The following is a 23014-nucleotide window of genomic DNA, read 5'->3' as shown; positions in this document are numbered from 1 at the left end:
GTCGATCGAGTTTCGTCAGGCCGCGCGAGCAGGTCAGGGCGCGGTCGTCGACTCATCGATGTCGAGGCGATAGCCGTGGTCGGTGGCGACCACATCGGTGACGGGTCCGCGTGGACGGCCGCAGCGGCGATCGCACCCCGACCAGTGCTGGCGACCTGTCACGGTGACAGCGTCGGCGGGAAAGAGCCCGTCGGCCGAGTCGCCGGACGCTCCGGGCAGCACCCGGTCGGATTCGATGGCGGCGGCCAGGTCGGCGCGGACGTCGGTGCGTGATTTCGCGCAACCAGGGCGTCCGGCACAGGCGCTGACCAGCAGCCACGGGGAATTCGCGTCGAAGATCAGGCCCATCGGCGCGAGCACCCGCACCACGGTTTCGGCGGGTCCCTCGTCGAGGTCGGTGATCACCAGGCTGCGCCACGGGGTGACGAAAACGGGCCGTTCGACAGCGGCCAGGAATTCGGTCGTCCTGGCCGACAAGGTGCCGAGCGGTACTCCCGCGCCGAGGGTGACGAGGCCGTTCTCCTGATCGAGCCATCCGATCGGAACAGCGTGTGGCGCACCGAGTTCGAGAGGTTCGCCGACGGGGGAGCGGTCCAAGGTCTCGACCACCGATTCGACCCCGCCCGGAATCTCGTGCAGTCGCCACTGTCCGGAATCGCTGGTGCCCCGCAGATCGAGAAAGCCACGCGCCGCGTCGAGCATCACCTCGACCGCTTCGCCCGCGGTGACCCGAAGTCCGGTGTCGGCGCCCGCCAGCAGCAGGGCGAACTCGTCGTCGCCCACGGCGTGAATGCCGATGTCGCCGTGCAGTGTGCTCACATCGCCGCGTCCGTCGTCGAGGGTGAACAGCACTCGCCCTGGCAGCTCCGCCAGCAGCGGATCGCCGCGCAATCCGGCGTCGAGGTCGACCGCGAGCCCGTGGACGTCCGCGAACCCGCCGACTCGCCCGGACAGTGGTGAGGCCACGATATTGCGCACCCGCTCATGGGTCCGGCTGGGCAACAGTCCCGCCGCGCCCAAGCGTTGCGCGAGTTCGGAGGCGTCACGGACCTGGCGCAGCTGGATGTTGCCCCGCGAGGTCAGCTCGAGATTTCCGTTGCCCAGATCACGAGCCGCATCGGCCAACGCTTGCAACTGCGTCGGCTCCAACCGCCCGCCGGGCACGCGAATCCGCGCCAACGGCCCATCAGCAGCCTGATGCAACCGCAGCACCCCTGGGCAAGAATCGGGAGCACTCCTGGTCATGATGCTCCAGCCTACGACGCGCCGGCTCTGCCCCGAACCTCGCCGTGATCGGCTGAAGGCGGCACTGCTCTCTCCGGCGAGCGGTCGACCAGCCGTGGCCCGCCTTGTCGGCGTGACGGGGCCCACTCGCGTGAGGGGGCGGTTCGGGGGTATTCGCCTAGGTGAGTGGCGGATCCTTCGCCAGCCGAGCACTGACAGGAGAGCCGCCACATGCTGCGTGAACTCGTGGACAAGCGTGTCGTTCCCGCACTCGACAGGGTCGCGCAGGCGCAGGCGCCGGTGGTGAACCGCTACGTCGGCTGGTTGGGCCGCAGGCACCCCGAGGACGCGCCGGTGGAGATCGTGCAGCGGCTGTCGCGCCAGTACCTGGTCGTCGTCACCGCCAGCGGCGTCACGGTCGGGCTCAGTGCCGCGGTCCCCGGGGTGGGCACCCTGATCGGTCTGGCCGCGACCGGTGTGGACACCCTCGTGTTCCTCGAGGCGTCGTCGGTGCTGTCGGTCGGTGCGGCCGCGGCGTACGGGCTCGATCCCGACGACCCGAGGCAGGCACAGCTGGTGTCGAAGGTGGTGCTCGGCGAAGGCGGCACGAAAGTGCTCGAGGAGACGGCGGGCCACAAGACCGGCCAGTGGCTCTCGGTCGTCACCGATCACATCCCCGGACTGGCATCAATGCCGGACTCGCCTGCCAAACGCTTCATCGTCAACTACCTGGTGAAACGCACCCTGCTGCTGTTCGGCACCCTCATCCCCGCGGGCATCGGTGCGGTCATCGGAGGTGTCGGCAACAACGCACTCGGCCAATTGGTGATCGCGAACGTGTACCGCAATCTCGGCACCGGCTCCCCGGAGATGGTCGCCGCGGGCACCGACCGATCCACGACTTGACCTTCGACTCACTCGAACCCCGATCATGAACGGGTGCCCGACACCGAGCTGATCACCATCGGAGCTTTTGCCCGCGCCTGCGGCCTGAGCGCCAGTGCCCTGCGCTTCTACGCCGACGCGGGCATCCTCGTCCCCGCCGTCGTCGACGAGGTCACCGGCTACCGCTACTACGCCCCCGAACAGACCGACACCGCCCGCCTGATCCGCCACCTCCGCGCCATCGACATGCCACTACCGGCCGTCGCCGCGGTCCTCGCCGACCCAGCCGATACGGCGGGCCTCGTAGACGAGCACCTGGCCGCCATGGACCGTCGCTCGGCCGAGATCCGCACCGCCGCGACCGCGGCCCGTGCTGCCCTGCGAGTCGGCCGGGCGTTGCCGAGCAATCCCGACCCGGCATGCCGGACAGACCCTGGGCACGCTCCGCGCCGAGGCGACGACCCGGCGTCCGACGCCGTGTGGGTGAGCGGACCCGCGCTCGCGGCCGCGGTCGACCAGGTCGCGACCGCCACTCTCACCGATCCGACCATGCGGGTACTGGACACGATTCTCTTCGAAGCGGATGCGCAGGAGTTGACCCTCACCGCAACGGACCGCTACCGACTGGCGACCCGCACGCTGCGCACGACATGCAGGGCCGCACTGCCATGGACAGCCACCATCGCGGCCGACGACCTTCGATCGACCGTGTCCTGGCTGCGCCGACAGTATTCCGTGGCTGTCGTCGCGACCGCATCAGGTATCGAATTCGCCACGGCAGCTGAGGTTTCCGGCGGTGCCGGGCGTACCGCCGCGCGAGGCCGCGGCGAACGGCCCGGCGAAAGGGACCTCGAAGCGCACTCGGGCCGCGTCGACGGCGATGTCGGCCACGGAGCGTCGGGCGTCGAGCTCGGCCCGAACGCCGGTCCTGGCCGCCGCCACTGCCGCCGTTCGACCGAGGACTTCCCCGACTATCGAGAAATGCTGGCGGCACTGCCCCCGGTCAGCACAAGGGTCGTGCTCGCCCGTGCGGATCTGCTCCATTCGCTGGAAAACGCAGGTTCATCCACGGTGGTGCTCCACGTGTCCCCACCGAACGCGGTGTCCATCACGGCCGACGGCACCACCGCACGGCCCGACACCGACGCGGGGACGGCGGACAGGCCTGCGAACGCTGAGCCTTCCACGCACGAGGCCGACCACAGCGGCGTAACGCGCGGATCCTTCGCTGCCGAGATCACCGGCCCCGCGATGACCGTCCACTTCGCCGTCACCACCCTCTACCCGGCCATCGCAGGCGCGGTCGGTGCCGACGTGATGCTCGACCTCATCGCTGCGGACATGCCCGTCTTGATCCGTTCCGCCGATGACGGCGGCTTGTCGACCCTGGCCATGCCGTGCAAACCCGAACCCACCGAGGAGACCTCACGATGACCACCGCCGACCCGATCATGACCCGAATCACCCAGGGCGTCACCGACTTCCGAACCGGCGACCCCGATCGTGCCCGCACCGCCCTGCTCGAAGTCTGGGCCGACATCGGTCCCGCCGGTGACCCGCTGCACCGCTGCACCCTGGCCCACTACTTGGCAGACACCTACGACGACCCGGCCGAAGCCCTCGTCTGGGATGTCCGAGCCCTCGACGCCGCCGACGCCCTCACCGACACCCGCCTGAACAGCTACCACGCAGGGATCCAGGTCGCCGGCTTCTACCCCTCCCTGCACCTGAACCTCGCCGACAACTTCCGCCGCCTCGGCGCTTTCCTCGCCGCGACCCACCACGTCGAAGCAGCCCGCGAGCGCCTCGACATACTTCCGGACGACGACTACGGCGCGCTCATCCGCGGCGCGGTCACCGAGGTCGCCGCTGCGATCGCCGCCGGTGACACCACCCGCCGACCCACCCACTGACACCGACCGCCGTCACCTCTGCGCAGCGCAACCCAAGGATCAAGATCATCAGGCCCTGGCGCAGAGAGGCTCTCGAACGATGCTCGCGCCATTGCCTGGTGATCGATTGTCCAGCCGCGGGGGAGCGGGCTGGAAAGTTGCGGGCGGGACGGGCCCAGTAGCATCGTCTTGCTCGGCGGGCGACGAGGAAACCGGTGGAAATCCGGTGCGGTCGCGCCACTGTGAACAGCCAGACCCTCTCCGGCGAGCACCGCAAACCCCGATGGGCGCGTAACCCGAGGAAGGTCTCACCCTGTGATCCTGCTGCTGTCCACCTCCGACACCGACCTGCTGAGTGCTCGCGCGAGCGGCGCCGAGTACCGCTGGGGCAATCCCGCCCGGCTGCTGGTGGAGGATCTGCCGGGACTGCTCGACGGCGCCGACCTGGTGATCGTGCGGATCCTCGGCGGCAAGCGCGCGTGGGAAGAGGGCCTCGACGCGATTCGGGCGAGCGGGGTGCCGATGGTGGCGCTCGGCGGCGAGATCGCGCCCGACGCCGAGCTGATGGAATGCTCGACGGTGCCGGTCGGCGTCGCGGCCGACGCGCACAACTACCTCGCCGCGGGCGGGGCCGAGAACCTGCTCCAGCTGCACAACTTCCTGTCCGACACCGTGTTGCTGACGGGCCACGGATTCGAACCGCCCGCGCAACTGCCCACCTGGGGCGAGCTCGATCGGTCCCCGCGAATCCTCGAACCGCACGCCCCGACCGTCGCCGTCGTCTACTACCGCGCCCAGCACCTCGCCGGCAACACCGCCTACGTCGAGGCACTGTGCAAGGCGATCGAGGCCAAGGGCGCACGGCCGCTCCCGGTCTACGCCGCCTCGCTGCGCACCGCCGAAGCCGAACTCCTCACCCTGCTCGGCCGTGCCGACGCCCTCGTGGTGACCGTCCTCGCGGCGGGTGGCAGCAAGCCCGCGACCGCGTCGGCCGGTGGGGACGACGAAGCCTGGGATGTGGCCGCGCTCGCCGCCCTCGACGTGCCGATCCTGCAGGGCCTGTGCCTGACCAGTGGCCGCGCGCAGTGGGAGGCCAACGACGACGGCCTCTCGCCGCTCGATGTGGCGACGCAGGTCGCGGTGCCCGAATTCGACGGCCGCATCATCACGGTGCCGTTCTCCTTCAAGGAATTCGACGCCGACGGGCTGTCGGCGTATGTCCCCGATCCCGAACGCTGCGCCCGCGTGGCGGGCATCGCCGTGCGCCACGCCCGCCTGCGCCACATCCCGGCCGCCGACAAGCGGATCGCGATCATGCTGTCGGCCTATCCGACCAAGCACGCCCGCATCGGCAATGCCGTCGGCCTCGATACGCCGGCGAGTGCGATCCGTCTGCTCACCGAATTGCGCACCGCCGGTTACGATCTCGGCGATATCGATGAGATCCCCGGCCTGGTGGAACGCGACGGTGACGCGCTGATCCACGCGCTGATCGCCGCGGGCGGCCAGGATCCGGAGTGGTTGAGCGCGCAACAGCTGGAGGGCAACCCGATTCGCATCGGCGCCGCCACCTACACCCGCTGGTTCGAGTCCCTGCCCGCGGACCTGCGCGAGGCCGTCGTCGAGGCATGGGGGCCGCCGCCGGGCGAACTCTACGTCGACCGGTCGGCCGATCCCAAGGGTGAGATCGTCATCGCCGCACTGCGTTTCGGCAATGTGGTGCTGATGGTGCAGCCGCCTCGCGGGTTCGGCGAGAACCCCGTCGCGATCTACCACGATCCCGATCTGCCGCCCAGCCACCACTATCTCGCCGCCTACCGCTGGTTGTCCGCGCCCGACGGTTTCGGCGCCGACGCGATGGTGCACCTGGGCAAGCACGGCAACCTGGAGTGGCTGCCCGGCAAGACTCTCGGCATGTCCGCCTCCTGCGGCACCGACGCGGCGCTGGGCGACCTGCCGCTGATCTACCCGTTCCTGGTCAACGATCCGGGCGAGGGCACCCAGGCCAAGCGTCGCGCCCACGCCACCCTCGTCGACCACCTGATCCCGCCGATGGCGCGCGCCGAAACCTACGGCGACATCTCTCGTTTGGAGCAGCTGCTCGACGAGCACGCCAATATCTCCGCCCTCGACCCGGCCAAACTGCCCGCCATCCGCCAGCAGATCTGGACCCTGATGCGCGCGGCCAAGATGGACCACGACCTCGGCCTCGCCGAACGCCCCGAGGAAGACGTCTTCGACGACATGCTCCTGCACGTCGACGGCTGGCTGTGCGAGATCAAGGACGTGCAGATCCGCGACGGCCTGCACATTCTCGGGCAGGCGCCCGAGGGCGACATGGAACTCGACCTGGTGCTGGCCATGCTGCGCGCCCGTCAGCTGTGGGGCGGCGAACAGAACGTGCCCGGCTTGCGAGAGGCGTTGGGCCTGAGCGAAGCCGGTGACGAATCCCGCGAACGCGTCGACGTGGTGGAAGCCCGCGCCCGCGAACTCCTCGGCGCACTGCAGGCGACGGACTGGTCGGCGGACGCGGTCGACACGCTCGTGAACGACTTCGCCACCGCGATTCTCGCCGGGGGAGCGGCCGACCGCACGGTCTCGGCGGACGAGACCACCCGCCTGGACGCGGTGCGGACCGTCCTGCGGTTCGCCGCGACCGAGGTCGTGCCCCGCCTGCGCGAAACCCGCATCGAGATCGCCCGCGTCCTGCACGCGCTCAACGGTGGTTTCATTCCCGCTGGCCCCAGTGGCTCCCCCCTGCGCGGTCTGATCAATGTGCTGCCCACCGGCCGCAACTTCTACTCCGTCGACCCCAAGGCCGTCCCCTCGCGGCTGGCCTGGGAGACCGGTCAGGCGATGGCGGAATCGCTGCTCGCCCGGTACCTGGCCGATCACGGCGAGTACCCGAAGTCGGTCGGGCTGTCGGTGTGGGGTACTTCGGCGATGCGCACCTCCGGCGACGACATCGCGGAAGTCTTCGCGCTGCTGGGTGTTCGGCCGGTGTGGGACGAGGCCAGCCGCCGCGTCACCTCGCTCGAGGTCATCTCCCTGGACGAACTGGCCCGTCCCCGCATCGACGTGACCGTCCGCATCTCCGGCTTCTTCCGTGACGCCTTCCCTCACGTCCTGGCCCTCCTGGACGACGCGGTCCGCCTGGTCGCCGACCTGGACGAGCCCGCGGAGTCGAATTACGTTCGCGCGCACAGCCAGTCGGACCTGGCCGAACACGGCGACGCCCGCCGCGCTACCACCCGCATCTTCGGCTCCAAGCCAGGCACCTACGGCGCCGGCCTGCTGCAGCTCATCGACTCCAAGAGCTGGCGCACCGACGACGACCTCGCGCAGGTCTACACCACCTGGGGTGGCTACGCCTACGGTCGCGACCTCGACGGCGCCCCCGCCGCCGACGATATGCGCACCGCCTACAAGCGCATCGCGGTCGCCGCCAAGAACACCGACACCCGCGAACACGACATCGCCGACTCCGACGACTACTTCCAGTACCACGGCGGCATGGTCGCGACCGTCCGCGCGCTGACCGGCAAGAACCCCGAGGCCTATATCGGCGATTCCACCCGCCCCGATGCCGTGCGCACCCGCACGCTGTCGGAGGAGACAGCGCGGGTCTTCCGTGCCCGCGTGGTGAACCCGCGCTGGCTCGAGGCGATGCGCCGCCACGGGTACAAGGGCGCGTTCGAGATGGCGGCCACCGTCGACTACCTGTTCGGTTATGACGCGACCACCAATGTCGTCGCCGACTGGATGTACGAGAAGCTGTCGGAGAGTTACGTTTTCGACGATGTGAACCGCAAGTTCATGGAGCAGTCCAACCCATGGGCGCTGCACGGCATCGCCGAACGGCTCCTGGAAGCGGCCGAGCGCAAGCTGTGGGAGCACCCCGAGCAGGAGACGCTGGACAAGCTGCGCCAGGTCTACCTGGAAACCGAGGGTGAGCTGGAGTGACCCGACTTGCCGCAAAATTGCAACACGTTCTAGTGTGAGGAATGGTGTGCCGGCACGATCCCGCCCGGCGCCCGCGGAGGAAAGGGGCACGATGAGTACCTCGCCTGGCTATTTCACGCACGCGGACGGCGTCTTCACGCCGATGCGGTACTCGCTGAGCCTGTGGTCGCCCAGCACGCTGTCCGGTCCGCCGGTGTGCGGTTTGATGGCGCGCGAGGTGGAAGCGGGCTACTGCTCCGAAGGGTTCGCCCCGGCGCGATTGACCATCGACCTGCACCGCGCGGTGCCCGCCGTGCCGTTGACCGTCGCCAGTGAACTGGTGCGCGACGGGAACCGGGTCCGTTCGGTGACGATCACCGCGTGCGCCGACGGCGAGGTCGTCGCCCGCGGCAGCGCACTGCTGCTGAAGCGGTCGACGCAGCCGCCCGGTGAGGTGTGGCGACCCGACCGGGATCGCCCGCTGCCGCCGCCGAGCGTGCTGGCCACCATCGAGGCGAAGATGCACCTGTTCGGCAGTGACGGGCAGGGCTGGTCGGCGAATATGACCGAACACCAGAACGACACGCGCAAACGTAAGTGGATGCGCAATATCCCGGTCGTCGCGGGGGAGCGGTCGTCCCCGTTCTGCTACGCCGCGATGACCGGCGAGCAGACCAGTCTGGTCACCAACTGGGGTACCGAGGGCATCGGCTTCATCAATACCGATGTGTCGATCACGTTCTCGCGCATGCCCGTCGGCGACGACATGGGCATCGAGGCGGAGAGTCACCTCAGCGACGACGGGATCGCGGCGGGTGCCGCGGTGCTCTACGACGAACAGGGTGCGTTCGGTATCTGCACGACCACCGCCTTGGCCAACGAACGCAGGCAGATCCGCGGCGACGTCATCGACGAGCTGTCGGAGTCGTTCGCGGCGGACGCGCTCAGGTAGCCCGTAAGTCCGGTGAATGCCGGCACCGGCGAACTACGCGGAAATCAGTGTCACGATGAGTTCGTCGGCGATCGACTCCGCCTTCACCATGCCCGTGCCCAGGTAGAGGGTGGCCGCGCGGGGGCGTCCGTCGGCCAGTGGCACCACCGAGACCGCGTCGACACGGCGGCCCGCGAGCTCGTCGTAGGGTGCCTCGTCGGTGACGTCGAAAGCGGTGTACTTGCCGGAGTTGGCGACGTACTCGATATTCACCGGGTCGACCAGTGGCTCGAACGGGTCCCGCCACGGCGCCCCGCCGATGCGCAGTTCCGCACCGTCGACACCGGCGTCGAAGAGCAGGGTCGAACCGTTGTGGAAGGTGAATTCGATCGGGCCCTCGGTGCGGTCGATCTCGTCGCCGAGGACATAGAACATCCGCCGGACGGCGATGATGGTCCCGTCGACCGCGGCATTGAGCGCGGTGCGGCCGTGCTCGTCGGTGTCGGACATAGGTTTTCCTCTGCAGCGGTCGATGCCGGGCGGATGAAACATCATGTCGCCGCGCGGCCACCGCACGCAACTCGGCCCCGGCGTGTTCGTCCCGCGCACAACGCGGCGCCGCCCCACTCGTAGAGTGGATCCATGGTGGATGTCGACACCACCGACGCGGTGGAACGCGCGGCCGAGCTGCTGAGCGGGCGCCGCACCGTGGTGATCTCCGGTGCGGGGCTGAGCACCGACAGCGGTATTCCCGACTACCGCGGCCCACAATCGCCACCGCGCACCCCGATGACCTACCAGCAGTTCGTCGGCGACCCGGTGTTTCGGCAACGGTACTGGGCCCGCAACCACATCGGCTGGCGGCGGATGGACGCCGCCCGGCCCAACCCCGGTCATCGCGCCCTCGCGCGGCTGGAGCGGGCAGGCGTGGTGTCGGGAGTGATCACCCAGAACGTGGACCTGCTACACATGAAGGCGGGGGCGCGCCGGGTGATCGATCTGCACGGAACTTACGCACGAGTGCGTTGCCTCGACTGTGCGAATCTGATCTCCCGAATGACGCTGGCGCAACACCTCGAAGCCGCCAATCCCGGTTTCGCGGAAAATGTTTCGGCGCGGGCAACGGGTATCGAAGTGGCACCCGACGCGGACGCCGTGGTGGCCGATACCGACCGATTCCGGATGGTCGACTGCACGGCGTGCGGCGGAATGCTCAAACCCGACATCGTGTATTTCGGTGAGAATGTGCCGCCCGACCGGGTGGCAGCCGCTTTCGACATGGTCGAACAAGCGCAGGCGATACTGGTTGCCGGTTCCTCGCTGACGGTGATGTCGGGCCTGCGATTCGTGCGCAGAGCAGCGAAAAACGGTGTGCCAGTGGTGATCGTGAATCGCGGGCGCACCCGCGGCGACGAACTCGCCACCCTCCGAATCGACGCGGGGTGCTCGGAAACTCTGTGCGCTCTTGCCGAACTCGGCAGCTGAATTCGCCTCCGCCGAACTGACAGTCCCGAGTGCGGAGACCTATCGTTTCCCAGTGAAATGATCGATAACTTGATCCCTCGATGACGGCGACGAATCCGGCGTGGGTAAGCTCTGCGGACCAGTGCATGAAGAGTTCCACCCGCGGCGCAAAGTTTTCCTCGCAGCGGGGTTGTCGGCCCTCGTGTGGGCCGAATGATCGACCCCCACTTGCCAGCCGATCAGAACCAGGGCTTCTCCATGACCGATACCGTCGTTGCCGAATCACGCCTCACGCACCGCCAGACACTCACGATTCTGTCGGGCCTGCTACTAGGGGTGTTCCTCGCCGCGCTCGACCAGAACATCGTCAGCGTCGCGATCGTCAGGATCGCGAACAGTCTCGACGGGTTCGACGAACAGGCATGGGCGACAACGGCATACCTGATCACCGCCACGGTCACCACGCCGCTCTACGGCAAGCTCGCCGACATCTACGGGCGTAAACCGTTCTATCTACTGGCGATAGCCCTGTTCGTCATCGGCTCGGCGGCCTGCTGCTTCGCGACCACCATGTACCAGCTGGCAGGCTGTCGCGCCTTCCAGGGGTTGGGCGCGGGCGGGTTGATGTCGCTGGCGTTCACCATCGTCGGTGACATCGTTCCCCCGCGCGAACGGGTCCGCTACCAGGGTTATTTCCTCATGGTGTTCGGCATCGCGACGGTGCTCGGCCCGGTGGTCGGCGGTTTCCTGTCCGATTACGAGAGCCTCGGCGGCATCGAGGGCTGGCGCTGGGTGTTCCTGGTGAACGTGCCGGTCGGGATTCTGGCGTTCCTCGTGGTCGCGAAGATGCTGAACGTAGCGCACACGCGCCAGCGCAGCCGGATCGACTGGCTCGGCGCGATCACGCTCGTCGTGGGTGTGGTGCCGCTGCTGATCGTGGCCGAGCAGGGGCGCGTCTGGGGTTGGACCGAGCCGAAATCGCTACTCTGCTACGGCATCTGCGCGGGCGGTCTGGTGCTGTTCGTGCTCGTCGAATTCCTGATGAAGGACTCGGCGCTGATCCCGCTGCGGCTGTTCCGCAGTTCCACCTTCAGCATCGCGATCCTCGGTGGGTTCCTCGTGGGTGTCGCGATGTTCGGCGCGATCACGATGGTGCCGCAGTATCTGCAGGTCGTGCGTGGCTTCTCGCCGACCGAGGCGGGGCTGCTGATGCTGCCGCTGGTACTCGGGATCATGGTGGGCGCGCAGATATCCGGGCTGATCACGAAAGCCACCGGACGCTACAAGGTGCTGCCGGTGCTCGGTGCGCTGATCCTGGCGATCGGGTGCGCCCTGTTCGCCCGGATCACCTACAACGGTCCGCTGTGGCAGCCGCTCGCCTACAGCGCGATCATGGGCCTCGGGCTCGGCGGCTGCATGCAGACGCTGATCATCGCCGCGCAGAATGCCGTCGGGCGTACCGAGATGGGCGTGTCGACCGCGGCGGCGACGTTCTTCCGTCAGCTCGGCGGGACGCTCGGGGTCGCGGTGTTCCTGACGGTGCTGTTCGACCAGCTGCCCGGTTCGATCCTGGAAGCCTTCGGTGGCAGCCTGCCGCCGGGTTTCGACGGCGCGCGGCTCGAGGGCCTGCTGAGCAATACCAGTGGCATCGCCACCCTGCCCGACGAGTTGCGGATCCCGATCCTCGAGGGATTCACCGACTCGATGCACAGTGTGTTCCTGCTCGCCGCCGACCTCGCCGTGGTCGCCTGCCTGGTGCTGGTATTCATGAAAGAGATTCCGCTACAGGAGGACCCGGCGCCCGAGGAGCACGCCGATGCCACCCTGCTGCGCGATGTGAGCCTGCACGACGCGCACGAGATGGCGGGGAAACTGCGTCCCGCCGCGACCGGTCGGGTGATCGCGGGACTGCTGCGACGCGACGACGCGCGCCCGGTGCCCGCCGCCACGCTCACCCTGATCGACCAGCACGGGCATCAGGTGGCCCGCGGCAACGGCGACGCCGACGGCTCGTACGTGATCGAGGCGCCGCGCCCGGGCAGCTATGTGCTCATCGCCGCCGCGGCCGGTCATCAGCCCGAGGCGGTGAGCGTGTCGATCGGGGAGCGTGCCCAGCACGTCGACCTGATGCTGACGGGCGCGGGCGAACTCACCGGGATCGTGCGGTCGGCGCGCCGCGGCGAACCGCTCTGGGGTGCCACGGTCACGCTGACCGACCCCCAGGGTGAGGTGGTCGGCGCGGCGATCACCGGCGAGGACGGCACCTACGTGTGCCGCGACGTCGTCAGCGGCACGTACACCCTGGTCGCGGTAGCCGACCACATGCGTCCGTCGGCGGTCGCGCTGACCGTGCCGGAGACGGGCTCGCTGCATCGCGATATCGCCCTCGAACCGATGGCCATTCTCCTCGGCTCGGCCTGGGTGGACGGTGACCGTCCCGTCCCCGATGTACAGATCACCGTCCTGGATTCGGGTGGCGATCCGGCGGCGACGGCCCGGACCGACGAGAAGGGCCAGTACCTGGTCCCGGACCTGCCGGAAGGGGAGTACACGGTCGTCGCGCGTGGATACCCACCGGTCGCGAGTCAGGTATCGGTGACCCGTGGCGAGATCACTCACGATGTGACGCTCGGCTACGAGAACGAGGAGTCGATGAACCGCCGGTAGCCGGGTCGAGGTCGGCGCGGACGATCAGGCGGACTCGGCGACCTGTTCGTCTCGGTAGGACTCGGCCAGTTCGGCCAGAGGGATCGAGAGGGCCTCGGCGAGGCCGACGACGGTGCCGAACGCCGGTGAGGGCAGCCGTCCCGACTCGATCTTGCGCAGCGTCTCCGGGGAAATGCCTGCTCGCAGGGCCACCTCGGTGAGGTCGCGATCGCCGCGGGCCGTGCGAAGGCGGCGGCCGAGGCGGCGGCCTGCTTCGACCTGCGCGGGGCTGAGCGGGAGACGGACCATGCGACCGATGGTAGGTCCTCGCCAACGCGTTGGCCAAGTTGAGTAGGTATCTCCGTTTCCGCCTCGCGCGGTCGTTGTCGGTGGTAGGTGTCAGGGAAGGACATCGAGGTTCGAAAGGTTTGGGCATGACACGACGGTTCGACGGCAAGGTCGTTTTCATCACGGGAGCGGCGCGCGGGCAGGGCAGGGCGGAGGCGGTGCGTTTCGCCGAGGAAGGCGCCGACGTGATCGCGATCGACGCGTGCGCCGAGTTCGCCAGCACGTCGTACGCGGGCGCGACGGAGTCGGATCTGGCCGAGACCGTGAAGCTGGTCGAAGCGGCGGGCGGCAAGATCGTCGCGAGCAAGGTCGACGTCCGCGATTTCGACGCGCTCTCGGCGGCACTGACGGCCGGGATCGAGCAGCTGGGTAGGCTCGATGTGGTCGTGGCCAACGCGGGAATCTGCTCTGCCGCGATGTCGTGGGAAATCACCGCCGAGCAGTGGCAGGAGACGATCGACGTCAACCTCACCGGCGTCTTTCACACGGCGAAAGCGGCTGTGCCACACCTGATCGCGCAGAACGAAGGCGGCGCGATGGTGTTCACCAGTTCGGTGGGAGGACTCAAGGGCATTCCGTTCACCGGTCACTACGTCGCGACCAAACACGCGATCACGGGGCTGGCCAAGACGATGGCGAACGAGCTCGGCGGGTATGCGATCCGGGTGAACACGGTGCACCCGGCGGGCGTGGAAAGCGGTATGCAGATCAGCGAGATGGGACCGCTGTTCGAGAAGTACGGGAGCACCCTCGCGCCCATCTTCATGAACGCGCTGCCCAGCCACATCTGCCAGCCGGAGGAGATCGCGGCGACGGTGGCGTGGCTGTGCTCGGACGAGGCGGGCAAGATCACCGGCGCGCAGATCCCCATCGATATGGGCAACCTGAACCGCTGAGATTGGTATTTTTATACCGGCGCGGCTAGTGTCGGTATGAAAATACCAAGTGGAGGCGTGATGGTGGAGTTGAAATCACCCGCGGAGATCGAGCGCATGCGGGTGACCGGCCGGTTCGTCGCCGACGTGCTGGCCGGGGTGCGCGACCGTGCGGCGGTCGGGGTGAATCTGCTCGAGCTGGAAGCGTATGTGCGGGAACGGATTCGCGAGCGCGGGGCGGTGTCGTGCTATTGGGACTACTCGCCGTCGTTCGGGCGCGGGCCGTTCCGCAATACGGTGTGTCTGGCGGTGAACGATGCTGTGCTGCACGGGCTTCCGCACGACTATGTGCTGTGTGACGGGGATCTGCTGACGGCGGATCTGGCCGTGTCGATCGACGGCTGGGTCGCCGACTCGGCGCTCTCGTTCATCGTCGGCACCCCGGCGCCCGCGGACGAGCGATTGGTGCGGGCCACCGAGGAGGCCCTGGCCGCCGGAATCGCGGCCGCGCAACCGGACAACCGCATCGGTGACATCTCCGCCGCGATCGCGAATGTCGCCCGCGGGTACGGATATCCGGTCAACACCGAGTTCGGTGGGCACGGACTCGGGCGGACGATGCACGAGGATCCGCATATCGCCAACGACGGCAGGGCGGGCCGCGGGTTCCGGCTGCGGCCCGGGCTCACCGTGGCGATCGAGCCGTGGTTCGCGGCGAGCACCGCGAAGGTCTACACCGACGCCGACGGCTGGACCATCCGCTCCGCCGACGGCTCCCGCTGCGCGCACAGCGAGCACACGATCGCCGTCACCGCCGACGGTCCGCGGATCCTCACCTCACAAGACTGACCGGTCGGCTCCGCACGTGCGAATTCTGTGTTGCCGCAAGCCGATTCGGATTCCGCCGATCCACTGTGATGCGACATAGCTATAGCGCATCATTAGAGGTACGGGCTGATCTCGGGGTAGGTCGGGTCAGCAAGTCGGAGGGAAAACCCATGATGTTCAAGCAGTTGCTGGCTGCCTGCGTGCTCACTGTCGCGGCGACAGGCATCGCCGCCGCCACCGCCAACGGCGCACCGCTCACCGGACCGTCGATAGCGGGTGTCGACGGTGCCGTTGCCTATACGGCCGCGGTCGCGCACGACGGTTCGCAGGCGTCCGTCGAACTCACGGCGGGCACGTTCGAGCTCACGCCAGAAGCGGGCGTCGCCGTCCTGGCACCCAACGGCCAGCGCGTCGGCTTCATCCCGACGACCGTGCAGACGGTGGCCGGTCCTGCCATCAACGTGATCCCACGGCTCGACGCCGCGGCCACCACCCTCACCCTCACCCCCGTCGGCGCTCCGCTCGCGAACCCCGCGGCGTTGCAGAACATCGATCAGACCGGCAACATCGTCGCCGGCATCGCCATCGGCTGTGTGATCGGTGCGCTCATCGGCCTGATCTTCCTGTTCGTCAGCGCCATCCCCGGTTGCATCATCGGGGCGGTGATCGGCGGCATCATCGGCTCGAACCAGTAGACCGATCCGTGGGGGGGGGGGGGGGGGTGTGGGGGGGGGGGGGTGGCGGGGCCGCGGGGGGGGGGTTTTTTGTGTCGTGGTTTGGTGTGTTTTGGTGGGGGTGGTGTTTTGGCTGCTTCCCCTTCCCACTCTTTCCTCGCGTCTGGTTGTGTGGCCCCACCACCCCCCCCCCCCCCACCACGGTGTCGCCTTCGGTCGGGTAATCGACGAAGGCGTTGTCGGTGAGTACCGGAACGGTAGCGTCCGCATCTTGCTCGATCGCGATGGCCACATCATCGGCGAAGCCCATCGCGGTGAGTTCGCGGCCTGACGCACAGTCGGTGATCAGGCCGCCCACATCGGATGTTCCATCGAATACGGTTGCCGCCGTGCGTGCTTCGGGGGACGGGGCAGTGAGGCCGCGATCGATCAGCGCGGCGGCGAGCGCACCGGCACCGAGCCAGTCCTCGAGCGCCGGTCGCACGGTATCGGTGCCCGGCCAGTGCTCGCCCGCCGGGATGATCACGATCGGCTGATCGGGAGTACCCCAGTGCCGGGCAACGAGCCAGTCGGCGACCGCGCTGATATTGCGCAGACAAGCGGCGACGACCGGCGTCCCCTCGACAGCGGCGGCGATGGTGGAACCGTTGGGCGAGGGCAGCACCAGGCGCGGGGTGAACGGCGCCCGCCGGATCGCCGCAGGCGACAACGACCACGGACCGGACTCCCGCCGTCCGACGGCGAGTTCGGCGCCGTTCTCCTCGGCAAACGCCCGCGCCGAATCATCACGCCACCGATACGGGAACACCGCGGTACCCGCGGCGGTGGCCACCGACACCGACGTCGTGAACGACAACACGTCGATCACCACGAGACACCCGGCGCCCGGCCCGAGCACCGCGGCCCCCGCCCGCCCCCACTCCACCCGAATCCCGAACCCGTCCTGACGTGCCCACTGAGGTGCCGATCGCACGCTGACCTCCCGATAGCCGAATCCGCCAGTCCACCACGGAGATCGACGATGCGCCACCTCTCGCCTCACCGTGCACAGAATCCGACCGATCGCTGCTCACGCTTCTTACAGGGCAGGTGGCCGGCGGGCGAAGTACTGTCCCGGCGAGGTGCCCACCGCCCGTCGGAACGCCGCCACGTAGGCACTGGCACTGCGGTAGCCGACCCTGGCGGCGATGCGGGTCACCGGGATGCCGTCGGCCAGAGGTGTCAGCGAGGCCGCCAGGCGGATCTGGGTCCGCCACTGCGCGAAGGTCATCCCGGTCTCGGCCCGGAATGCGCGGGCCAGGGTGCGGGAGCTTGCCGCGGCGTGCGTGCCCCATTCGGCGAGGGTGCGGTCGTCGGCCGGATCGTCGAGCAGGGCCTGCGCGACGACGCGAGCTCGTTGGTCGGTCGGCAGCGGTGCGCCGATCGGGATGACTTCGACCGGCTCGAGTAGATCGAACACCATCGCTTCGGCGCGTGTTCGTCCCTCGTCGGACAACTGTCGGGATGTCATGTGGTCGAAGAGTTCTCGCAGGAGCGCGGAGACGCTCAGCAGGGTGGGCGTGGCGAACAGTGCCGGGCACCGGTCGGGTTCGACGAAGATCCCGCGCATATCGGCGCCCGCCGTCGTTCCGGTGCGATGGGCGATACCGCCGGGGATCCACAAGGCCCTGGTCGGCGGGAGCACCCAGTGGTTGGCCCCGATGTCGATCCCGATGACTCCCCGTCCCGCCCAGGCGATCTGATGCTGTGGATGGCGGTGCTCATCGAACCAGTACCCGGCCGGGAGGATTCCCGCGCCGAACACCATTGCCGTCGGACCCGTGTCCGCGGCCAGAACAAAGTCCTGTCTGTTCTGCGACATGGTCTGTCAGCGTAGTGACTGTCGGCCACAGCCACCGGCTCCTAACGTCGTGGGTATGGCGATGAATTGTTGGCACCGGCTGCTGTGCCGGTCCGCTGCGTGGGAATGGGTGACCGCGACGAAGATCGTGCCGTGGGTGATGCGCGACATCGACCTCGGCGCGTCCGCATTGGAGATCGGCCCTGGTTTCGGCGCGAATGTGGCGCCCCTGCGGGATCGGACGGGCTCCCTCACCGGTCTGGAAATCGACCCGGTACTGGCCGCGCGTCTGCGCACCCGATTCGCCGGAAGGCTGCGGGTGGTGGACGGTGACGCGACCGCGATGCCGTTGCCGGACAAGGAGTTCGACTCGGTCGTCTGCTTCACGATGCTGCACCACGTGCCGTCGCCCGCGCGGCAGGATGACCTGTTCGCCGAAGCGCTGCGGGTATTGCGGCCCGGCGGTGTCTTCGCCGGCTCGGACGGCCTCGACAATCCGCTGTTTCGGCTCCAGCACGTGGGTGACACGTGTGTGCCGGTCCCCGCGGACACCCTCGCTGACCGACTGACCGTCGCGGGTTTCACGGGCATCGACGTCGAAACCGGCCGTGGAATGGTCCGGTTTCGGGCCGAGCGGCCCCGCTGACCCCCGATCACCGGCGGTGTGGGTCCGTTCGAGTGTTCAGCGGAGGAAGGACGGGGTGAGGTCCAGGGCGGGCGGTGGGCGCAGGCGGCGGAGGGTGCCGTCGATGCTGGTGACGTAGAGGGACCAGGCTCCGGTGGTGGGGTCGGGGGCCAGGCGCGCCGAGGTGGGGCCGATGGGAGGCGGGGTGGGAAGCGGTCCTCGGGGGGTGGTCCAGCCGGTGGCGAGGGTGCACCAGGCGCCCGTTGCCGGGTCGACCTGGTACACGCTGCCGGAGTAGTCGCCGGTGACGAAGACGAGACCGGCGGCGGTGACGTCGAGGTCGTCGAGTCCGGGGAGCAGGCCGTCGTTCACGGTCGCGATGGGGGTGGGGCGGTCAGGGGCGTCGAGCGGGACTCGCAGAAGTTGGGAGGTGAGGACGTCCTCGGTGATGACCGACCGGTGGTCGGGGGCGAGCGCGAGTCCGTTGGGGCGCGGGACGGGAGACCAGGCGAGGGTGAATTCGCCGGTGGCGGGGCGGTAGCGGCTGATGCCGACCGGGGGCCACGGGACGGAGAGCTGGGAGATGAGCAAATCACCGTCGGGGAGCAGAAGTAATCCGTTGGGCTGCACCAGGTTCGGGAGCAAGACGGTGACGTCGCCGGTGCCGGTGTCGAGTCGGCTCAGGGTGCCGCCGCCGTTCGGTGTGGTGCCGTCGCCGGTGATGAAGTAGAGGTCCGCGCCGATCAGCCGCAGCCCGGCGGGGTTGTCGAGGCCGGTGCGAACGGTGGTCACCTCGCCGTCGCCGGCGACGTGCAGGATCTCGCCGCGAATGATGCCGCTGACGTAGAAGCCGCCGCGGCCGTCGTCTTCGAGATTTTCCAAGCCGCCCAGATCGGCCGCCAGCACGTCGGCGTGCCAGCCGTCGGCGCACGACGGCGCGCCGGCCTGTGCCGTACCCACCGGGCCGATCCCGAGGGCGGCGGCAACCGTGATTGCTGTTGCGAGACAACGGGTCCGCCGCCGACGGGTGGTGAGTTCATTCGATCGACCGCGCATGGTCGAAGCCTACTGGCCCACCGGGCCCATGGCCGGGTTCAGTCGGTCGAGGTGAACAAGGCGGTGACCAGATCGGAGGCATCCGCAGCGATCGCCGCGCGCTCCTCGGCGGTCAGTTCGACGGTGTCGAGTTCGGATTTCCAGTGCGCGAGCCGGTCGGAGTCCTCGGCGACGACGGCGAGTTCGGCGAGGGCGGTGTAGGCGCGGGCCCGGTCGAGCGCGGTCGCGGTGGCCCCGAAGCGGTGCAAGCCGGCTTCCAGGGCGCGGGTCGCCGCGCGGTCGTCGTTCTTGAAATCACGCAGGATGCGGGCATTGTCGAGCACCCGGGTCAGGCCTTCCAGCTCGCGGGAGCCGCCGTACTCGAGTTCCATGGGCTCGTCGCGCTGGATCACCAGGATGGTGTTGCCGACCGGATCGACCAGGGAGAACCGGGATTGGCCGGGCCGGAACCGGGTGATTCGCGGACGGCCCTTGCTCGGGATCTTGCCGTAGTGGGCGCGCAACGCGGCGGTGTACTCGGCATGGCGTGCGGCCACGTCATCGACCATCACCAGCGCGCCGGCATGCTCCACCGGCAGCTCGATGCCCGGCGGAGCGGGTGCGAAATGCAGGGCGCAGCCGTGTTGCTCGATCGCGCCGTACACGTAGGGGCGGGTTTGCTCATGGGTCACGGTGTAGCCGAGCGCCCGGTACAACTCGAGGGTGCTCGGCAGGTCACCGCTCCACAGCAGGGGTACCGCGGTATCGGTCATCGTCGGCCTTTCGCCAGAGAGTCGATTCGCTTCCGAGGCTACGAAGAGTTTCGCGAAAGCGCCCATGCCATTTCGACCACCCGCGCCTTCGCTGAAGCCATGTGCGGCTGAGGACCGCCTCGCGTCCGCGACCCATAAGCTGTGGGCATGACTAACCGTCTCGGCGAACTCGCGACCGCGAACTACGTACTACTCACCACTTTCCGCAAGGACGGCACTCCCGTGGGAACGCCCGTCTGGGCGGTGGCCCGTGAGGGCAAACTGCTTGTCTGGACGGTGACCGACAGCTGGAAGGTCAAGCGTGTCCGGCGCAACCCCGAGGTGACGGTGCAACCGTGCAGTGTGCGAGGGGATACGCACGGTGCCGTCGTGACCGGCACCGCACGGCTGCTCGACGCGGCCGAGACCGACGAGCTCCGGTCGGCGCTACGCCGGAAATACTGGCTGACCGGCCCGCTCGTGATCCTCGGCAGCAACCTGCGCCGGGGCAAGGCGGGCACGATCGGCATCGAGATCACGCCCGCCTGAGTTGCGCCGATCCGGTATATAGAACCGCCGGTATCGGATACTGTGGGCTTCGGCAGTACTTCCGGAGGGACTCACATGGCCGACAAACGCAACCGAGCCGTCGTCGTCGCGGGAGCACGGACCCCGTTCGTGCGCGCGTTCACCGACTTCACCCGCCTCGACAGCATCGCCCTGGCCGGTGCGGCCGTCCGCGGGCTGATCGAGCGGACGCAGATCGCGCCCGGCGAGATCCAGTCCATTGTCTGGGGCGGGGTGGTCCTGCCGAGTCATGCGCCGAATATCGCGCGGGAGATCGCCCTCGACCTGAACCTGGACTTCGGTTGCGAGGGGTACACGGTCACCCGCGCGTGCGCGTCGGGTTTGCAGGCGGTGACCTCGGCAGCCGCGGCGATCGAACGCGGCGAGTACGACATCATGATCGCCGGCGGTAGCGATTCCACCAGTAATGCCGAAATCAAGCTGCCGCAGAAGGTCGTGCACGCGGTCGCACCGGTGGCGCTGGGCAAGCCCAAGCCGATGGACTACCTCGATGTGGTCCGGCAGCTCGCCCCGTTCACCGACATCCTGCCGCGCCAGCCCAAGATCTCCGAGCGCACCACCGGCGAGGTGATGGGCGAGTCCGCGGAGAAGATGGCCCGCATCAACGGGATCTCCCGCGCCGATCAGGACGCTTTCGCCGCCCGCTCGCACCAGCGGGCCGCGGCTGCGATCGCCTCGGGGCGATTCGACGACGAGGTCGTGCCGGTCACCACGCCGTCGGGCACGCTGATCGCGACCGACGGACTGGTCCGCGCGAACACGAGCATCGAGAAACTCGCCACTCTGAAACCGGTGTTCGAGAAGAACGGCACGGTCACCGCGGGCAATGCCAGCCCGCTCACCGACGGCGCGTCGGCGGTCCTGCTGATGAGCGAGGAGAAGGCACGCGCCCTCGGGTTCGCCCCGCAGGCCGCCTTCCGCTCGTGGAGTTTCGTCAGCGTCGATCCCGCCGATCAGGTACTCATCGGCCCCGCGATCTCCATGCCGCGCGCCCTCGACAAGGCGGGCATGACCCTGGCCGACATCGACCTCGTCGACATCCACGAAGCCTTTGCCGCACAGACCCTTTCGGTGCTGCGCATGTTGGAGAGCGCCGAATGGGCCAAAGCACGCCTCGACCGTGACGAGCCGGTCGGCACCGTGGACATCGACAAGCTCAACGTGCACGGTGGCTCGATCTCGCTGGGCCATCCCTTCGGCGCCACCGGTGCCCGGATGGTCACCACCATGGCCGAAGAGCTGGCTCGCACCGGGAAAGAGACTGCGCTGCTGGGGATTTGCGCGGCAGGCGGGATCGGCGCGTCGGCCGTGCTCGAACGGGTCTGAGGAGGTCAGGCGGGCGCATCGCGGCGGGGACGATGCGCCCGGATGTCCACCGGGCGGCCATCAGGGTCGTGGGCGGTCATCGTCCACTGCGTCGGCAGGGTTTCGATGGGACCGACCGGCAAGTCCACGGCCGAGAGGCGAGCGCGTACCTCGTGCAGCTGCTCCAGCGTGCCCAGGCGCAAACCCCATCCCGCGCGGCCGAGCGGATCGCGATCGGTCGTCGGCGCGGTCACGGTCTCGACGAGCATCAGGTGGTCGGCGCCGCCGACGTCGACAACGGCGATCCGCGGATCGGTCGGGGTAGCCGCTCGCTCGAAAGCCAGTGTCGCGCCCAATAATTCGGTGTAGTACCGGATGAGCCGATCGAGGTCGGTGGTCGCGAGCGTCAGGTGATTGATTCCGAGGAGATCAGGCATGGTCACTCCAGACTAGCGGCGCAGAGCGGCGGAATATCGGCTCAGCGCGGCAGCGGCGTCGAGCATGGAGATGCCCTGGGTGGTGAGTGTGGCTTGCCAGCTGTCGAGGGCGGACGCCAAGGCTTCGGTGCTGCCCGCGGCACGAATCTGGTCGATGACGCCGGCGATGTGGTCGAGGCGGTAGTGGCCGCGGCGTAGCAGGTGGGCCAGTTCGGCGTCGCGGAGGTCGGTGCGGCCGTACCGGCGGTAGCCGGTGGCCGGGTCGCGGGCGGGGGTGAGGATCCCGGCCGTTTCCCATGCTCGGAGGGTGGCGGGGGTGACCCGGAGCTGGTGGGCGAGTTCGCCGATCGTTCTCGTTTCGTCGGAAATAGTTGCGCGAGAATCGGATTCGGCAGCGAGATGGTCGACGGCGCGACGGACCGAGGTAAGCGTTTCGCGGTCCCGAAGTAGCTGACCGTGACTTTTGTCGATGATCGTGAGGGCCTTGTCGAGGTCGTCATCGTGCAGCGCGCGCATGATGTGGCCCGCGTTCGCGTGACCGTAGGCGGGGATCAAGGTGAGGTAGGTGCGCAGCGCGCTCGCGTGCAGGTCGGTGTAGATCCGGTAGCCGGTGGGCGTGCGCTCGGCCGGTGGAAGGCAACCGTCCTGCTCGTAATTGCGGACAGCCTGGGTCGAGAGGCCGTGCTCGCGGGCCAGGTCGGATGGTCGTAGGGTTCTCACCGA

The 23014-nt window shown here is 68.5% G+C and carries 22 protein-coding genes and 1 riboswitch; of the genes, 13 read left to right on the top strand and 9 right to left on the bottom strand.

Annotation, left to right across the window (positions count from 1 at the left end; genetic code table 11):
* Positions 1 to 33 precede the first annotated feature (33 nt).
* Entirely contained in the window at positions 34 to 1245 is a 1212-nt protein-coding gene (gene cobG / locus ACFWPX_RS21800; protein WP_378928877.1) for a precorrin-3B synthase, read from the bottom strand.
* A gap of 210 nt (positions 1246 to 1455) precedes the next feature.
* Between cobG and ACFWPX_RS21795 the strand changes: the two genes are divergently transcribed.
* From ACFWPX_RS21795 to ACFWPX_RS21775, 5 genes are all read left to right on the top strand, one after another.
* Complete coding sequence (locus tag ACFWPX_RS21795; RefSeq protein ID WP_378928876.1) at positions 1456 to 2130, top strand: hypothetical protein; 675 nt, start codon at positions 1456 to 1458, stop codon at positions 2128 to 2130.
* Between the two features lie 33 nt (positions 2131 to 2163).
* Positions 2164 to 3543 carry a MerR family transcriptional regulator gene (locus ACFWPX_RS21790; RefSeq protein WP_378928875.1) on the top strand — a complete coding sequence of 460 codons (1380 nt, stop codon included), beginning with the start codon at positions 2164 to 2166 and terminating at the stop codon, positions 3541 to 3543.
* A complete protein-coding gene (locus ACFWPX_RS21785) occupies positions 3540 to 4022 on the top strand; it encodes a hypothetical protein (protein ID WP_378928874.1) in 483 nt (160 codons plus the stop codon). Before ACFWPX_RS21790 ends, ACFWPX_RS21785 begins: the two co-directional genes overlap by 4 nt.
* A gap of 132 nt (positions 4023 to 4154) precedes the next feature.
* Positions 4155 to 4282: riboswitch (cobalamin riboswitch) on the top strand.
* Positions 4283 to 4316: 34 nt separating this feature from the next.
* Complete coding sequence (gene cobN, locus ACFWPX_RS21780) at positions 4317 to 7964, top strand: cobaltochelatase subunit CobN (RefSeq protein ID WP_378928873.1); 3648 nt, start codon at positions 4317 to 4319, stop codon at positions 7962 to 7964.
* 91 nt (positions 7965 to 8055) lie between these two features.
* Positions 8056 to 8895 carry an acyl-CoA thioesterase domain-containing protein gene (locus ACFWPX_RS21775; protein WP_378928872.1) on the top strand — a complete coding sequence of 280 codons (840 nt, stop codon included), beginning with the start codon at positions 8056 to 8058 and terminating at the stop codon, positions 8893 to 8895.
* Positions 8896 to 8928: 33 nt separating this feature from the next.
* Here ACFWPX_RS21775 and ACFWPX_RS21770 read toward each other — a convergent pair whose 3' ends face one another.
* Entirely contained in the window at positions 8929 to 9384 is a 456-nt protein-coding gene (locus tag ACFWPX_RS21770) for a hypothetical protein (protein ID WP_378919734.1), read from the bottom strand.
* A gap of 132 nt (positions 9385 to 9516) precedes the next feature.
* On the opposite strand from ACFWPX_RS21770, the gene ACFWPX_RS21765 reads away from it, so the two are divergent.
* Together ACFWPX_RS21765 and ACFWPX_RS21760 are read left to right on the top strand one after the other, a co-directional pair.
* Entirely contained in the window at positions 9517 to 10359 is an 843-nt protein-coding gene (locus ACFWPX_RS21765; RefSeq protein ID WP_378919736.1) for an NAD-dependent protein deacetylase, read from the top strand.
* Positions 10360 to 10596: 237 nt separating this feature from the next.
* Complete coding sequence (locus ACFWPX_RS21760) at positions 10597 to 13005, top strand: MFS transporter (RefSeq protein ID WP_378928871.1); 2409 nt, start codon at positions 10597 to 10599, stop codon at positions 13003 to 13005.
* 24 nt (positions 13006 to 13029) lie between these two features.
* Here the strand turns inward: ACFWPX_RS21760 and ACFWPX_RS21755 are convergent, their stop codons facing one another.
* The gene (locus ACFWPX_RS21755) at positions 13030 to 13293 is read right to left on the bottom strand and encodes a helix-turn-helix domain-containing protein (protein WP_378919740.1); all 264 of its coding nucleotides are present in this window, start codon (positions 13291 to 13293) and stop codon (positions 13030 to 13032) included.
* A gap of 125 nt (positions 13294 to 13418) precedes the next feature.
* Between ACFWPX_RS21755 and ACFWPX_RS21750 the strand changes: the two genes are divergently transcribed.
* The 3 genes from ACFWPX_RS21750 to ACFWPX_RS21740 all read left to right on the top strand — a co-directional run bounded on the left by ACFWPX_RS21750 (position 13419) and on the right by ACFWPX_RS21740 (position 15730).
* Complete coding sequence (locus ACFWPX_RS21750; protein WP_378928870.1) at positions 13419 to 14228, top strand: mycofactocin-coupled SDR family oxidoreductase; 810 nt, start codon at positions 13419 to 13421, stop codon at positions 14226 to 14228.
* Between the two features lie 60 nt (positions 14229 to 14288).
* Positions 14289 to 15056, top strand: a complete 768-nt coding sequence (gene map, locus ACFWPX_RS21745; RefSeq protein WP_378928869.1) for a type I methionyl aminopeptidase — start codon at positions 14289 to 14291, stop codon at positions 15054 to 15056.
* 149 nt (positions 15057 to 15205) lie between these two features.
* Positions 15206 to 15730, top strand: coding sequence for a hypothetical protein (locus tag ACFWPX_RS21740; protein ID WP_378919745.1), 525 nt, complete (start codon positions 15206 to 15208; stop codon positions 15728 to 15730).
* Here the strand turns inward: ACFWPX_RS21740 and ACFWPX_RS21735 are convergent.
* Positions 15711 to 16682, bottom strand: coding sequence for a 2-phosphosulfolactate phosphatase (locus ACFWPX_RS21735; RefSeq protein WP_378928868.1), 972 nt, complete (start codon positions 16680 to 16682; stop codon positions 15711 to 15713). The two genes, ACFWPX_RS21740 and ACFWPX_RS21735, sit on opposite strands and share 20 nt — an antisense overlap.
* A 105-nt stretch (positions 16683 to 16787) precedes the next feature.
* Positions 16788 to 17570, bottom strand: coding sequence for an AraC family transcriptional regulator (locus ACFWPX_RS21730; protein WP_378928867.1), 783 nt, complete (start codon positions 17568 to 17570; stop codon positions 16788 to 16790).
* A 55-nt stretch (positions 17571 to 17625) separates the two neighbouring features.
* Here ACFWPX_RS21730 and ACFWPX_RS21725 point away from each other — a divergent pair, with 55 nt between their 5' ends.
* A complete protein-coding gene (locus tag ACFWPX_RS21725; protein ID WP_378928865.1) occupies positions 17626 to 18195 on the top strand; it encodes a class I SAM-dependent methyltransferase in 570 nt (189 codons plus the stop codon).
* A 36-nt stretch (positions 18196 to 18231) separates the two neighbouring features.
* On the opposite strand, the gene ACFWPX_RS21720 is transcribed toward ACFWPX_RS21725, so the two are convergent.
* Positions 18232 to 19134, bottom strand: coding sequence for a hypothetical protein (locus ACFWPX_RS21720; protein ID WP_378928864.1), 903 nt, complete (start codon positions 19132 to 19134; stop codon positions 18232 to 18234).
* A 134-nt stretch (positions 19135 to 19268) separates the two neighbouring features.
* Entirely contained in the window at positions 19269 to 19982 is a 714-nt protein-coding gene (locus ACFWPX_RS21715) for a glyoxalase (protein ID WP_378928863.1), read from the bottom strand.
* Between the two features lie 147 nt (positions 19983 to 20129).
* On the opposite strand from ACFWPX_RS21715, the gene ACFWPX_RS21710 reads away from it, so the two are divergent.
* Positions 20130 to 20510, top strand: coding sequence for a PPOX class F420-dependent oxidoreductase (locus tag ACFWPX_RS21710; RefSeq protein ID WP_378928862.1), 381 nt, complete (start codon positions 20130 to 20132; stop codon positions 20508 to 20510).
* A gap of 75 nt (positions 20511 to 20585) precedes the next feature.
* Positions 20586 to 21875 (top strand): acetyl-CoA C-acyltransferase, encoded by a 1290-nt coding sequence (locus ACFWPX_RS21705; RefSeq protein ID WP_378928861.1) that lies wholly within the window; start codon positions 20586 to 20588, stop codon positions 21873 to 21875.
* A gap of 5 nt (positions 21876 to 21880) precedes the next feature.
* Here ACFWPX_RS21705 and ACFWPX_RS21700 read toward each other — a convergent pair whose 3' ends face one another.
* On the bottom strand, positions 21881 to 22291 hold the full coding sequence (locus ACFWPX_RS21700) for a VOC family protein (RefSeq protein WP_378919759.1): 411 nt from the start codon (positions 22289 to 22291) through the stop codon (positions 21881 to 21883).
* 12 nt (positions 22292 to 22303) lie between these two features.
* Entirely contained in the window at positions 22304 to 23011 is a 708-nt protein-coding gene (locus tag ACFWPX_RS21695) for a TioE family transcriptional regulator (protein WP_378919761.1), read from the bottom strand.
* Between the last annotated feature and the right edge of the window lie 3 nt (positions 23012 to 23014).

The organism is Nocardia sp. NPDC058518 (assembly GCF_042719655.1).
GTDB lineage: Bacteria > Actinomycetota > Actinomycetes > Mycobacteriales > Mycobacteriaceae > Nocardia.
The sequence above is the reverse complement of the archived record's forward strand: the minus strand, read 5'-3'. Positions and strand labels throughout refer to the sequence as shown.

Excerpts from the sequence above, each read along its gene's own strand:
- cobG (WP_378928877.1), bottom strand. The coding sequence starts at position 1,245 with ATGACCAGGAGTGCTCCCGATTCTTGCCCAGGGGTGCTGCGGTTGCAT.
- ACFWPX_RS21795 (WP_378928876.1), top strand. The coding sequence starts at position 1,456 with ATGCTGCGTGAACTCGTGGACAAGCGTGTCGTTCCCGCACTCGACAGG.
- ACFWPX_RS21785 (WP_378928874.1), top strand. The coding sequence starts at position 3,540 with ATGACCACCGCCGACCCGATCATGACCCGAATCACCCAGGGCGTCACC.
- ACFWPX_RS21775 (WP_378928872.1), top strand. The coding sequence starts at position 8,056 with ATGAGTACCTCGCCTGGCTATTTCACGCACGCGGACGGCGTCTTCACG.
- ACFWPX_RS21770 (WP_378919734.1), bottom strand. The coding sequence starts at position 9,384 with ATGTCCGACACCGACGAGCACGGCCGCACCGCGCTCAATGCCGCGGTC.
- ACFWPX_RS21765 (WP_378919736.1), top strand. The coding sequence starts at position 9,517 with ATGGTGGATGTCGACACCACCGACGCGGTGGAACGCGCGGCCGAGCTG.
- ACFWPX_RS21760 (WP_378928871.1), top strand. The coding sequence starts at position 10,597 with ATGACCGATACCGTCGTTGCCGAATCACGCCTCACGCACCGCCAGACA.
- ACFWPX_RS21755 (WP_378919740.1), bottom strand. The coding sequence starts at position 13,293 with ATGGTCCGTCTCCCGCTCAGCCCCGCGCAGGTCGAAGCAGGCCGCCGC.
- ACFWPX_RS21750 (WP_378928870.1), top strand. The coding sequence starts at position 13,419 with ATGACACGACGGTTCGACGGCAAGGTCGTTTTCATCACGGGAGCGGCG.
- map (WP_378928869.1), top strand. The coding sequence starts at position 14,289 with ATGGTGGAGTTGAAATCACCCGCGGAGATCGAGCGCATGCGGGTGACC.
- ACFWPX_RS21740 (WP_378919745.1), top strand. The coding sequence starts at position 15,206 with ATGATGTTCAAGCAGTTGCTGGCTGCCTGCGTGCTCACTGTCGCGGCG.
- ACFWPX_RS21730 (WP_378928867.1), bottom strand. The coding sequence starts at position 17,570 with ATGTCGCAGAACAGACAGGACTTTGTTCTGGCCGCGGACACGGGTCCG.
- ACFWPX_RS21725 (WP_378928865.1), top strand. The coding sequence starts at position 17,626 with ATGGCGATGAATTGTTGGCACCGGCTGCTGTGCCGGTCCGCTGCGTGG.
- ACFWPX_RS21715 (WP_378928863.1), bottom strand. The coding sequence starts at position 19,982 with ATGACCGATACCGCGGTACCCCTGCTGTGGAGCGGTGACCTGCCGAGC.
- ACFWPX_RS21710 (WP_378928862.1), top strand. The coding sequence starts at position 20,130 with ATGACTAACCGTCTCGGCGAACTCGCGACCGCGAACTACGTACTACTC.
- ACFWPX_RS21705 (WP_378928861.1), top strand. The coding sequence starts at position 20,586 with ATGGCCGACAAACGCAACCGAGCCGTCGTCGTCGCGGGAGCACGGACC.
- ACFWPX_RS21700 (WP_378919759.1), bottom strand. The coding sequence starts at position 22,291 with ATGCCTGATCTCCTCGGAATCAATCACCTGACGCTCGCGACCACCGAC.